This window comes from Nocardia brasiliensis (assembly GCF_042691675.1).
Lineage (GTDB): Bacteria > Actinomycetota > Actinomycetes > Mycobacteriales > Mycobacteriaceae > Nocardia > Nocardia brasiliensis_D.
Genome location: NZ_CP170507.1, coordinates 7,521,631 through 7,534,341, shown reverse-complemented (window position 1 = coordinate 7,534,341; position 12,711 = coordinate 7,521,631). Strand labels below are relative to the sequence as shown.

At 67.1% G+C, this 12,711-nt stretch carries 10 protein-coding genes; 9 read left to right on the top strand and 1 reads right to left on the bottom strand.

Features of this window, described 5'->3' with window-relative positions; translation table 11 throughout:
- The first annotated feature begins 86 nt into the window (after positions 1–86).
- The 6 genes from ACFK0J_RS34720 (at position 87) to ACFK0J_RS34695 (ending at position 7,885) form a co-directional block, all read left to right on the top strand.
- Complete coding sequence (locus tag ACFK0J_RS34720; protein ID WP_218471582.1) at positions 87–710, top strand: isochorismatase family protein; 624 nt, start codon at positions 87–89, stop codon at positions 708–710.
- Positions 707–1,489 carry a 2,3-dihydro-2,3-dihydroxybenzoate dehydrogenase gene (locus ACFK0J_RS34715; protein WP_378733927.1) on the top strand — a complete coding sequence of 261 codons (783 nt, stop codon included), beginning with the start codon at positions 707–709 and terminating at the stop codon, positions 1,487–1,489. Before ACFK0J_RS34720 ends, ACFK0J_RS34715 begins: the two co-directional genes overlap by 4 nt.
- 24 nt (positions 1,490–1,513) lie before the next feature.
- A complete protein-coding gene (locus ACFK0J_RS34710; protein WP_378733926.1) occupies positions 1,514–3,115 on the top strand; it encodes a (2,3-dihydroxybenzoyl)adenylate synthase in 1,602 nt (533 codons plus the stop codon).
- An 89-nt stretch (positions 3,116–3,204) separates the two neighbouring features.
- The gene (locus ACFK0J_RS34705; protein ID WP_378733924.1) at positions 3,205–4,974 is read left to right on the top strand and encodes an ABC transporter ATP-binding protein; all 1,770 of its coding nucleotides are present in this window, start codon (positions 3,205–3,207) and stop codon (positions 4,972–4,974) included.
- Positions 4,971–6,695, top strand: a complete 1,725-nt coding sequence (locus ACFK0J_RS34700) for an ABC transporter ATP-binding protein (protein ID WP_378733923.1) — start codon at positions 4,971–4,973, stop codon at positions 6,693–6,695. The genes ACFK0J_RS34705 and ACFK0J_RS34700 overlap by 4 nt, the downstream gene beginning before the upstream one ends.
- On the top strand, positions 6,692–7,885 hold the full coding sequence (locus tag ACFK0J_RS34695) for an MFS transporter (protein ID WP_378733922.1): 1,194 nt from the start codon (positions 6,692–6,694) through the stop codon (positions 7,883–7,885). Before ACFK0J_RS34700 ends, ACFK0J_RS34695 begins: the two co-directional genes overlap by 4 nt.
- 71 nt (positions 7,886–7,956) lie before the next feature.
- Here ACFK0J_RS34695 and ACFK0J_RS34690 read toward each other — a convergent pair whose 3' ends face one another.
- On the bottom strand, positions 7,957–9,288 hold the full coding sequence (locus ACFK0J_RS34690) for a salicylate synthase (protein WP_378733921.1): 1,332 nt from the start codon (positions 9,286–9,288) through the stop codon (positions 7,957–7,959).
- 312 nt (positions 9,289–9,600) lie between these two features.
- Here ACFK0J_RS34690 and ACFK0J_RS34685 point away from each other — a divergent pair, with 312 nt between their 5' ends.
- From ACFK0J_RS34685 to ACFK0J_RS34675, 3 genes are all read left to right on the top strand, one after another.
- On the top strand, positions 9,601–10,593 hold the full coding sequence (locus ACFK0J_RS34685; protein ID WP_378733920.1) for a UbiA family prenyltransferase: 993 nt from the start codon (positions 9,601–9,603) through the stop codon (positions 10,591–10,593).
- A gap of 97 nt (positions 10,594–10,690) precedes the next feature.
- Positions 10,691–11,737 carry a sensor histidine kinase gene (locus ACFK0J_RS34680; RefSeq protein WP_378733919.1) on the top strand — a complete coding sequence of 349 codons (1,047 nt, stop codon included), beginning with the start codon at positions 10,691–10,693 and terminating at the stop codon, positions 11,735–11,737.
- Positions 11,738–11,756: 19 nt separating this feature from the next.
- Positions 11,757–12,419 (top strand): response regulator transcription factor, encoded by a 663-nt coding sequence (locus tag ACFK0J_RS34675; protein ID WP_218471573.1) that lies wholly within the window; start codon positions 11,757–11,759, stop codon positions 12,417–12,419.
- The last annotated feature ends 292 nt before the right edge of the window (positions 12,420–12,711 follow it).

The window sequence follows — 12,711 nt, the reverse complement described above, 5'->3', positions numbered from 1 at the left end:
TCGCGACGGCATACGCAGCAGCAGATGAGGAATTAGGGTGAGTCGTGCGTTATCGAATTTCTGCCAGGAATAGGAACAGGTGAACCATGGCGATTCACGCAATTGCCCCTTATCCGATTCCGGAAGAGCAGCGGCTGCCGGTGAACAGCATGCCGTGGCAGTTGGATCCCGGACGGTGCGCGCTGCTTATCCATGATATGCAACGCTATTTTCTGGATCCTTTCGCGGATTCGAAATGGGCGCTTATCGAGCGCATCGCGCTGTTGCGCAAAACCTGCGAGGCGGCGGGGATACCGGTGATCTTCACGGTGCAGCCCGGGCACCAGGATCGGTCGGAACGCGGGTTGTTGTTCGATCTGTGGGGCTCGGGACCGGACGCGCGCGTCGACATCCCCGCCGAACTGGATCCGGCGGGCGCGATGATTCTGACCAAACGCCGGTACAGTGCTTTTCACCGGACCGAGCTGCTGGATCTGCTCGGCGAACACCGGCGCGACCAGTTGCTCGTCTGCGGCGTGTACGCCCATATCGGTTGCCTCGCAACGGTTCTCGATGCCTTCATGAACGACATCCAGGCCTTCGCGGTCGCCGACGCCATGGGTGACTTCTCGCTGCGCCACCATATGACCGCGCTGGAGCACATCGCCACCCGCTGCGGTGTGGTGATCACCTCCGCCGCGGTGCGGCAGGCGCTGGAGCGGACGCCATGACCGAGTCCGATTCGCGGGGTCTGGCGGGCCGGGTCGCTGTGGTGACCGGCGCGGCCCGCGGCATCGGTGCGGCCGTGGCGGCCGCGCTGAGCGCGGAGGGCGCCGTGGTGGCGGCGCTGGACCGGGACGAAGCCGAGCTCGAAGAGATGGCCGGGCGGCTCGGCGCCCGGGTGTACCCGTACCGCCTCGATGTCGCCGACGAGGACGAGGTCGAGGCGGTCGGCGCGAAGATCGAGTCCGATATCGGTCCGGTCGCGGTGCTGGTGAATGTCGCTGGCGTGCTGCGAACGGGCGAGGTCACCGAGCTGACGAGCGAGGACTGGGCGGCGACCTTCGCCGCGAACACCTCTGGGGTCTTCCACCTGTGTCGGTTCGCGGCACGCACCATGCGCAGCCGACGCGCCGGTGCGATCGTGACCGTCGGCTCCAACGCCGCCGAGACGCCGCGCATCGGGATGGCGGCGTACGCCGCGTCCAAGGCGGCGGCCACTCAGTTCACCAAGTGTCTCGGGCTCGAACTCGCGCCGTACAACGTCCGCTGCAACGTGGTGTCGCCGGGTTCGACCAACACCGCCATGCAGCACGCGCTGTGGGAGAGCCCCGAGGGATACGCCAAAGCTGTTGCGGGCGACTTGGAATCGTTCCGCACCGGGATACCGTTGGGACGGATCGCCGAACCCGAGGACGTCGCGCGGCTGGTCACCTTCCTGGTCTCCGACCACGCGCGGCACATCACCATGCAGAACATCTACGTCGACGGCGGCGGTTCGCTGCGTTGACGCCGAGCCTGATTCGAGGCCGACATGACGCCCCCTCACTTCACCCCCTGGCCACCCGAATTCGCCGCGCGATACCGCGCCGCGGGGCTCTGGACCGGCACCACCTTCGGTCGCATGCTGGCCGAATCCGCTGTGCTGCACGGCGATCGCACGGCGCTGGTCGACGCCACCGGCAGTTGGACCTATCGGCGCCTCGACGCTGACGCGCACCGGCTGGCCGGTGGCTTCGCGGGGCTGGGCATCCGGCGTGGCGATCGCGTCGTGGTGCAGCTGCCGAATATCGCCGAGTTCGTCATCGCCTGTTTCGCGTTGTTCCGGGTCGGCGCCATCCCGGTCATGGCGCAGCCGACCCATCGCGAGCACGAGATCTCACACCTGTGCGCACACAGCGACGCGGTGGCGCACATCATCCCGGACCGGCACTTCGGCTTCGATTTCCGGGAGCTGAGCGCCCGGGTCCGGGCCCGGTGTCCGAGTCTGCGGCACACCATCGTGCACGGAGACGCCGGTGCCGACGTCGCCCTTGCCGATCTGTTCGCGGAACCGGTGCCGATGCCGGAGCCCGATCCGGGGGATATCGCGCTGTTGCAGCTTTCCGGCGGCACCACCGCGGTGTCGAAGCTGATCCCGCGGACGCACGACGACTACGCCTACAGCGTGCGCGCGAGTCTGGACTTCTGCCCGCTCGGCGTCGACGACGCGTACCTGACGGTGCTGCCGGTGGCGCACAATTTTCCGCTCAGCTCGCCGGGCATCCTCGGCGCGCTCTACGCGGGAGCGACGGTGGTGCTGTCCCCGAGCCCCAGCGTGGACGACGCCTTCGCGCTGATCGAGCGGCACCGGGTGACCGTCACCGCGGTGGTTCCGCCGATCGCGATGCTGTGGCTCGGCGCCGCGGCTACGACCGAGTACGACCTGTCCAGCCTGCGGGTCCTGCAGGTCGGCGGCGCGCGGCTCAAGCCCGCGGTCGCCGTACAGGTGCGGACGGTGTTCGGCTGTCGTCTCCAGCAGGTCTTCGGGATGGCGGAGGGGCTGGTGAACTACACCCGCCTGGACGATCCCGACGAGATCGTCACCGAAACGCAGGGCCGGCCCATGTCGCCGATGGACGAGGTGCGCGTCGTCGACGACGACGATCAGCCGGTGCCCACCGGGACGCCGGGGCACCTGCTGACCCGCGGCCCCTACACGATTCGCGGATATTTCCGGGCACCGGAACACAACGCTCGCGCCTTCACCCCGGACGGCTTCTATCGCACCGGCGACATCGTGCGCCTGCTGCCGTCCGGGAACCTGGTCGTGGTCGACCGAGCGAAGGACGTGGTGAACCGCGGCGGCGAAAAGGTGGCCAGCGAAGAGGTGGAAGAGCAACTGGCCGCCCACCCCGGGGTGCGTGACGTCGCGATTGTCGGTGAACCCGACGACGTGGTCGGCGAGCGGGTGTGCGCGTTCATCGTTCCGCACGCCGAGCCGCCCAAGCCCAGAGAACTGAAATCCTTCCTGCGCGACCGGGGATTGGCCGCGTACAAGATCCCCGAGCGGTACGAGTTCGTGGACGCGCTACCCCTCACGGCGGTCGGGAAGGTGAGCAAGAAGGCTTTACGACGACGGCTTACGACTGGGTGACAGTCCGCGTTCGGCATTGCGGTGGTCGGTTCCATGGGTAGAATCAGAAAATTGGAACACTGATCTAAAAACTGACCGTTAGGGGGCCCATGAGTACAGCGGTTCTGGATTCGGTACCGACCGAGGCCGCGCGGCCGAAAGAGCCGAGCGGTCTGGGTGTGCTCCTCGCGCCCGTACGGTTCCGGTTGGCCGTGGCGGCCGCGTTACAGCTGGTCGGGGCGCTGGTCGGGCTCGCACCGTACATCGCGGTGGTCGAGATCGCCCGGGAATTCCTCGGCAACGACCGGGTGGATCGTGGTGCGGTCTGGCTGTGGGTCGTGGTGGCGGCCGTCGGCTTCCTCGTCCGCATGGTGTGCGCGGCCATCGCCTACACGATCAGTCATATCGCCGATGCCGACGTCGGTTTGCAGATTCGCCGCCGGATGGCCGAACGGTTGGGCAGGGTTCCGCTCGGCTGGTTCACCGACCGCAGTTCCGGCCGGGTGAAGCGGGTGCTCTCCGACGATGTCGCCTCGGTCCATCACGCGGTCGCGCATGTGGTCAACGATGTGGTGGCCGCCGTCGTCACGCCCGTTGTCGCGCTGGCCTACCTGTTCGTGCTCGACTGGCGGCTCGCGCTGATCTGTCTTGCGCCACTTGTCCTCTGGTTCGGGCTGGTGGCCTACATGATGCGCGACGAAGAGGCCAGGATGGCGCGCTGGAGTGCCGAACTGGACAAGGTGAACACCGCCGTCGTCGAATTCGTCGACGGCATCGCGGTGGTGAAGGCGTTCGGCCAGGCGGGACGGGCGCAGGATCGGTATCGCAAGGCAGGCGACGATCTCGCGCGCTTCCTCGGCGAGTGGGCAGGCCCCATGCGCCGCCTGGATGCCATTGCCTCGCTGATCATCTCGCCCCCGGTGCTGCTGCTGGTAGCACTCGGCGGCGGGGTGTGGCTCAACGCGGATCCGGCTGAGGTCATCGCGTTCGTCATGCTGGCGGTCGGGCTCGGAGCGCCGGTCCTGGCGCTCGGCTTCGGCGCCGCGGCGATGCAGGTGGCGACCGACGCCGCCAAACGGGTGGCCGAACTGCTCGCGACCCCCGAGCTGAGCCGCACCCCCCAGACCAAGACGCCCAAGGGCGCCCGGGTCGAGTTCGATTCCGTGCGTTTCTCCTACGACGGGCGCACCACCGTGCTCGACGGCATCGACCTGGTGCTGGAGCCGGGCACGGTCACCGCACTCGTCGGCGCGTCCGGTTCGGGCAAGTCGACGCTGGGGCGACTGCTACCGCGTTTCTGGGACGTCGACGAGGGTGCCGTGCGCATCGGCGGTGTCGATGTGCGGGAGATGTCGGAGCGCGACCTCTACCGTCATGTCGGCTTCGTCTTCCAGGAAACGTTGTTGCTGCGCACCAGTATTCGCGACAACATCGCCCTCGGTCGCCCCGATGCCGATATCACCGAGATCGAGGCGGCGGCCCGGGCGGCACAGATCCACGATCGCATCATGGCGCTGCCGCGCGGTTACGACAGTGCGGTCGGCACCGACGCCCACCTGTCCGGCGGTGAGGCACAACGGATTTCGATCGCTCGCGCGATACTGGCCGATACCCCCGTCCTGGTGCTGGACGAGGCGACGGCCTTCGCCGATCCGGAATCCGAAGCGGCCGTGCAGGATGCGCTGTCGCAGCTGACCACCGGCCGAACCCTGCTGGTGATCGCCCACCGACTGCACACGATCCGCGGCGCCGACCGCATCGTGACGCTCTCGGGCGGCCGGATCGTCGCGGCGGGACGCCACGAGGACCTGATCGCGGCCGGTGGCGCGTACGCACGCATGTGGGACGCCCAGTCGGCCGTTCGGGAGGAAACAGCATGATTCGCAAGCTCTTTCGTATCGTAGATCCGGATGACCGACCGCGGTTCGTGCGCTGGATCGGCCTGATCGCCGCCTTCTCGGTGTTGCAGGGCATCTGCGTATTGCTCGTGGTTCCCGTGCTGCGTCCGCTGCTCGAGGGCGACCGGGACGCCGCGGTGCCGTGGCTCACCGTGCTCGCGGTGGCCACGGTCGCGACCTGTGTGGTGTTCTACGCGCAGGCGATGCACGGCCAGCAGATCGCCGACGATCTGCTGCTCGGCATGCACCACCGGGTCGGGGATCATCTGGCCCGGCTGCCGCTGAGCTGGTTCGGCACCGACCGGACAGGTCGGCTGACGCAGTCCATGTCGCAGGGAACGCAGAACATCATCGGCGTGCCTGCTCATCTGATGCAGCCGGTTGTCAGTGGTGCGCTGACGCCGGCCGTGGTAGCCCTCGGCATGTTCGTCTTCGATTGGCGACTCGGTGCGGCACTGTTGGTTTCGGGCTTGGTACTGCTCGCCACGCACAACTGGGCGCAGACCGCCATCGCCCGAAGTTTCGGCGCGATCGATCGAGCCGCTGTCGAGTCGGCGAGCCGGGTGGTCGAATTCGCCCAGTGCCAGCCGGTACTGCGGGCATTCGGTCGTACGGGTGCGGATAACGTGCTGCTCGACGACGCCCTCACCGGACAGCGGCGCGCCTATGACGAGATGAATCGCAACGCCGTCTCCGCGCTGATGGCGTTCTCCGTTGTGGTGCAGGCGGCGTTCGTCGCGCTGATCGCCATCGGGGTGGCGCTGGCGTTGGGCGGCTCGCTCGACGCCGCCGAACTGATCGCGCTGCTGGTGCTGGTCACCCGCTTCGTCGGTCCGTTGATCGAGATCGTGGATCACGCGGCCGCGTTGCGGATGGCGTCCGAGGACATCGACCGGATCGACGAGGTGCTCGCCGTCGAGCCGCTGCCGGAGGGTGCCACGGTGCATCCGACCACGTCCGGCGGGGTCAGCTTCAAGAATGTCGCCTTCGGATACGGCGATCGGCCGGTGCTGCGGGATGTCAGCTTCGAAGCGAAGCCGGGCACGCTGACCGCGATCGTCGGGCCGTCGGGTGCGGGTAAGACGACGCTGCTGCGGTTGGCGGCGCGCTTCTGGGACGTCGATTCGGGCGTGGTTCAGGTCGGCGGTACCGACGTGCGCGAGCTTTCCACCGAGGCGTTGATGAACCAGCTGGCCATGGTGTTCCAGGATGTGTACCTGTTCGACGACACCATCGAGGCCAACATCCGGCTGGGCCGGCCGGATGCCACGCTCGACGAGATCCGCGAGGCGGCCAGGCTGGCGCGGGTCGACGAGATCGTCGACCGGCTGCCCGACGGCTGGAACACCCGGGTCGGCGAGGGCGGTGTCAGCCTGTCCGGCGGTGAGCGTCAACGGGTTTCGATTGCCCGGGCGCTCGTCAAGCAGGCGCCGATCGTGCTGCTCGACGAGGCGACGGCGGCACTCGATCCGGACAACGAGGCGGCGGTTTCCGCGGCGATGCGCGCACTCGCCGAGCAGCGGACGCTGCTCGTCGTCGCACACCGCCTGCCCACCGTCGCGTCGGCCGATCAGATTCTGGTGCTCGACGAGGGCCGGATCGTGCAGAGCGGCACGCACGACGAGCTGATCGACGCACCCGGCCGCTATCAGGACTTCTGGCGGGAACGGGAAAGAGCGAAGGGTTGGCGGTTGACAGTATGAAGCCCAATTACGGCCTGCTTGCGGCACTGTACGTAAGTCAGTATTTAGGATTTTCCTTCTTCGGTGTCGGGCTGGTCGCCATCCTGCGGGATCGCGGGGCTTCGCTCGACGAGATCGCGACGCTCGAATCACTGCTGCTGATCTGGGTCGCCAAGCCGCTGTGGGCGCCGCTGGTCGACCGGATCGGCTCGTACCGCAAATGGCTGCTCGTCCTGCAGCCACTGCTCGCCGGCGTGCTGCTCCTGGCGACGCCGCTGGATCCGGTGCGCGACCTCGGGTTGTTGATGGTGGTCGTCGGAGTAGTCGCGCTGCTGTCCGCCACGCAGGACATCGCGACCGACGCCATCGCGGTGCGGATGCTCGAATCGCAGCAGCGCGGTATCGGCAACGGCGTGCAGACCGCGGGCGGTTACCTCGGCGGCGTACTCGGCGGTGGCCTGACCCTCGTCGTCTACGACCAGTTCGGTTGGGCGGCGGCCATTGTCACGCTCGCGGTGGCGACGGTGTTGCCGCTGCCGCAGATCCTGCGGTTCCGCGAACCCGCGGCCCGGCCGGCGGCTCGCCGGGCGAGTCTGCGTGCGGTATTCCGCCGTCCGGGGATGCTGCGCTGGATCCTGCTCGTGCTGCCACCCTGTGTCGTCGGACTACACGGCAGCTATGCGCTGATCACGCCCATGCTCGTCGATCTCGGCTGGTCACTGACCTCGGTCGGCATCACCACCAACGCGCTCGGCGGGTTCGTCGGCATCTTCTTCGGTATCGCGGTGGGGGTGCTGGTTTCCCGCTTCCGGCGCCGCGCCGTGCTGGTCTGGACGCAGTGCGCGCAAGTGCCCGCGATCTTGCTGCTGGCCGTGGCCTGGTTCGTATCGTCGTCACCCGCGGTGCTCATCGCCGCGATGACCGTGCAAGCCGCGATGGCGGCGACCATCACCATCGTCTTCACCGTCACCATGGATCTGTGCGCGAAAGAAAGCGCGGCAACCGATTTCACGGTGGTCAGCAGTTTCGTGATGATGGTCGGCATCGTCGGAGGCATCATTCTGACCGCGCTCGCCGAGCCGCTGGGATACACCACCACGCTCGCCGGTGCGGCGGCCATCGCGCTCGTCGGTGTTGTCGTCGCGATGCGGTACTACCAGGACAGCAGTCCCGACGCGGTGGCCGAGCCCGCGGTCGTGCGGCAGGCCTAGTTCCCGAAGTTCCGATCGGCGGCGACCTGGTCGCCGCCGATCGGCGGCGACCAGGTCGCCGCCGATCGGCGTCAGCGCCGCGGTGGCGGGACCAGGAAGCGGACCACGCTGTCGAACTTCTCGCAGGTCTCCTCGAATTCCCGATCCGGATCCGACTGTCCGACAATCCCGGCCCCGGCCTGCAGCCAGGTCGTGCCGTTCTCGCGATACACCCCGCGCAACACCAGTGCGGCATCCATCGTTCCGTCATGTCCCACGGTGAGCACCGATCCGCTGTACAGCCTGCGCGGACCGTCTTCCACGTCCCGAATGCATTGGTAAGCAGCGTCTTTCGGCACGCCCGAAGCGGTAACCGCGGGAAATACGGCACCGAACGCGTCCCACGCGGTGCGGCCGGGGGTGAGCAGACCGGTCACCCGCGAGCTGATGTGCTGGACCGATCCACGTTCGCGCACCACCATGAAGTCCTTGACCGCGATCGACTCCGGCTCGCAGGCGCGACTGAGATCCTCGACCGCCACCTTGACCGAAATCGCGTGCTCGTAAACCTCTTTGGGATCGCTGAGCAGGTTCGCGCGCAGTAACTCGTTGTGCGCGTTGTCGTCCGCGTCGAGTGCTCGCGTACCCGCGAGCGCGTGGGTGGCGGCTCGGCCGTCCGCCCCCACGCCGAGCACGATCTCCGGGCTGAACCCGGTCGCCTCGATGCCGCCGAGCCGCAAGAGAAATGAGCGGGCGGGCGTATTGCCGCGTCGGCCCGCGAGGTAGGTGCCGACCAGATCGACCTCACCTTCGACGGTTATCCTCCGCGACAGAATGACCTTTTCCAGGGCGCCCTCGCTGATCATCTGGATCGCCCGTGCCACCTGGCGCCGGTACTCCGCGGCGCCCTGCTCGCGGACTCGGATCGGCTCCGACGGTGCGTCGAAGGTCCCGGGTCGGCCGAGTACCGCCGCCACCGCGGCATCAGCGGCGGCCGGATCCGTCGATCTGATGTGGGCGTATCCATCGCGCAGCCGGACTTCGGTGCGTGGAATCACCAGATGCAGCACCCGGTGATCATGGGTCAGCGTGCCGCGGGCCGCTTCGGGAAGCTCGAACGCGGCCCACCCGTACGCCCGCCACTGCGCGACACCCGCACTGTCCAGCAGTTCCTGGATGCGAGCCAGTGGTGCCTCATGCCACGGTAGTTCGATCTGCCGTGGTCCGGTCAGTCTGATGCCGGTGCGATCGGCGACGACCTCGGCCAGTGCGCCACCGGCGAACGTCCATTCCTGGCCCGCCTCGTACACGACGAATTCGTCGTGTACCCCGGCCGAGGCCAACCGCGCCACCGCGGCCAGTGGTTCGTCCGGCAGTGAAATCGTCCGATCCAGGTAATTCGTAGAGAACGGTGGATTCACCATGATTCCCCATCTGCTCTGTGCTGTGCGCAGCCACGCGGTGACCTCTGTGATCGCGCCGTTGGCAGGCGTGTACAGAACCCTCGAGTCGGCGACGACGTGGGACGCCGAATCGAAATCCTATGGCGGGCAACGAGTTGGTCCAAGGGTCAGTCGGCTGGGCGAAGTCACCGCACGGCGTAGCGCGGTCTTCGGTGCCGCCGCCGCGGCGGGGACGACAGCTCACCCGGCGGATCCCGGTTGCCGCCGCGCGCCGACGTTGTCGACCAAAAGTGCTGTTGCACAGTCGATCTCATTCATAATAGAGCGGTGATCGTGGACCGCTCGACTGGCTCCCGACCTTCGGACGCGGGATTACCCGACTCGGCCGAGGTCGACAGCGTGATCTTGTCGCGGGCGGCCGCGGATATTCCGCAGCCGACCGATCGGCCGGACCTGGTAGGTGCGGCCAGGGCCGTGCTGCTCGGCCTCGTCGAGGCGCGCCCCGGCGTTCAGGTGATGTACATACTCCGGTTCATCGTCGGCGGAATGCTGAGCGAGCCCGCGGATCTCGATCTCGGCGTCGGCATCGGCTGTGCCGCGTGGTTCTGCGCGATCGCGTGCGCCTACATCTGGAACGGCTACTCCGACATCGTCGCCGACCGGATCAACCGATCGACCAGGCCATTGGCCTCGGGCCGACTGCGACCCGCCGTCGCACTCCGGATTGCCGCCGCGCTCGCCGCCGCGAGTGTGCTCCTGAGCATCGCGTGCTCGATGAGCTTGCTGCTGCACACAATCGGCGCGCTGGTGCTGGGGTATGCCTACTCGTTCGGGCGGCACGCGCTCAAACGCAGCCCGTACGGCGTCACCGTCACCGTCACGCTGATCGGCCTGCTGACCTTCGACGCGGGCCGGGTCGCATTCGGCGGCTCGGTGACGGTCGGATTCGCTGCCTTCGCGGCGAGCATGGTGCTGTGGATGGTGGTCGGCGGTGTGGTCAAGGATTTGGATCACCTACCCGGCGATCTCGCTACCGGTCGTCGTCCGCTCTTCGCGCAGGTCGACTACCGGCACGGTTGCATCGGTGTCGGTGCGGCGGCCGTACTGCCCGCGGCCTGCCTGGTGTCGGTCGCCGCGGCGACCCCGCTGCCGCTGCACGCCCCGGCGGGCGGGTTGATCGCCGGTGCCGTCCTGCTGTGCCTGTGCCTGCGGCGCGGTGCGGGCGCGAATACCGCACGTGCGCGACGACGCCCGTACCGCACCTTCATGTGCACCCAGTACCTCGTTCACCTGGGCTGTGTCGCCGAGTTTCGGTTGATCGTCTGAAAGACACCGGTTTCATGTCTGAAAGACACCAATTCTATTGTCCCGCAATGGTGATGCTGCGGCGGTATGATGGCATTACTTTCTGGGGGAGAGGTGGATGGAGTCGGAAGATCACCAACGTTTGCTCGTCGCCATCAGCGCCCGCGCTGATGCGATCGTCACTGGCTATGTCGCGGAATTACAGGCCATCCGGAGTCCGCTCGCGCTCCCCGACGTGGTGGATGGAGTGGTAGAGCAGGCGCACTCGATTTTGCGCAGTCTCGCCGAAGATCGGGCCGTCGAGGCCGTCGAGCTGAGCCGCCGAATCGGCCATGCCCGAGCGGCCGCCCGCGTGCGTCCGGTGGATTCGATGCGCGCGGCCGCGGTGCTGTTCAATACCGCGCTTCCGGTGGTGCACGAAGTGCTCCGGGAAGCCGACGCCATGGACGAGTTCGTCGAGGTCGTCGCCGAATTACACGACGCCATCTACGCCAGGGTGGTGGCCGCGGCGGTTCCGTATGTGAACTTCCTGCTCCGCCAGCTGTACGAATCGCACATCAACGAGCGGCGCCGGGTCGGTCGCGAATTGCACGACCGGGTAGCGCACGCGATCGCGGTCGGGCTACAGCAGCTGGACCTGCGAGAGATCGACCTCTCCCGCCGAGACAGCGTCAATGCCGATGAACGGCTGGAGACCCTGCGGGAATCGCTGGTCGAAGCCCTGGTCATCGTTCGGGAATTGGCGGGTGTGCTGCGGCGTTCGCAGACGCCCGACGGACTCGACGTCGCGCTCTATCGCTACGCCGACACGGTCGCCGCACTGGGCGTCGATATCCGGCTCAGCGTCGACGGCGATCTCGAGTCGATTGCCATCGAGGTCAGGGACGAGCTGTATTTCGTTGTCCGCGAAGCCATCCGCAACGCGGTGGCGCATTCCTATACCTCGGAGATCCTCGCCCACGTCGGCATGTCGGACGGCATCTTCGAGGCGATCGTGGAGGATTTCGGCAACGGATTCGACGCGGAGAAACAGTTGCTCGACGAGCGCAGAGGTGGCAGCGGCTTGACGTCCATGCGAGAACGAATGGAGATTCTGGGGGGCACACTGAAAATTGTGAGTACGCCCGGTCTCGGTACACGAGTGACGGCTTCCGTTCGTTTGTAGTTCACAGTAAGGAGGAACGATGACCTCCGAGCGTTCCGAGCGGTACCGGGTCGTCATTGCCGACGATCACACGTTGTTCCGGCAGGGTGTGTGCCAGATTCTCGCGGCCGAGCCGGATTTCCACATCGTCGGCGACGGCGCGTCCGGCCACGATGCCGTCGCGCTGGCCGCCGAGCACCGGCCGGACGTCTTGCTGCTCGACGTGGAAATGCCGGGCGAGGGCGCGGTGACCACCATTCGGCAGATCCGGGGTGTCTCGCCGGATACCCGGGTGGTTGTGCTGTCCATGCACGCGAGCACCGATCTGGTGCAAGAGCTGACGTCCGTCGGCGCGTCCGCCTATATCGCGAAAACCTCGGGGCGCGAAGAGTTGTGTGCCGGCATCCGCTCGGTGGTCGGGGACGGCCAAATGGTGATGTGGTACGTGCCCCGCTGGGCGATGCCCTCCGCGGGCGAGGCGGAAGGCCCCACGTTGTCCTCCCGCGAATTAGAAATTCTCAAATTAGTAGCTCGTGCGTTCAGTAATTCTCAGATCGCCGCACAGCTATATGTCAGCGAAGCCACCGTCAAACGACATTTGACCCGTGTTTACGCAAAATTGCGAGCGCGCTCGCGCCTGGACGCCGTCCATCGCGCCGTCGCGCTCGGACTGCTTTCGTCGCCGGGTGGCAGGCGGCAATAGCCGCGAATTGTCCTCGACTGCCCCGGCACACCGCGCCGGTCGGTAGTCGATTCGGCATGCCCGCCGCCGCCCGAGTCGGGGCGGCCGCGATGACCTGCCCGGTGCGCTCGCCGACCAGCGAGCCGATCGGGACCAGGTGCACGTTTACCCCGACCCTGCCGGAAAGCCCGCGCCCATCAGCAATTCGGCTCTGCTGCCAGTCCTAGCACGTCTGCGGAGCTGCCGTGGCGTTTAGCGGATCCATGGCCGATCCCGGTCAGCGAGTGAGCCGAAAGTAGTAACGGCGGATCAC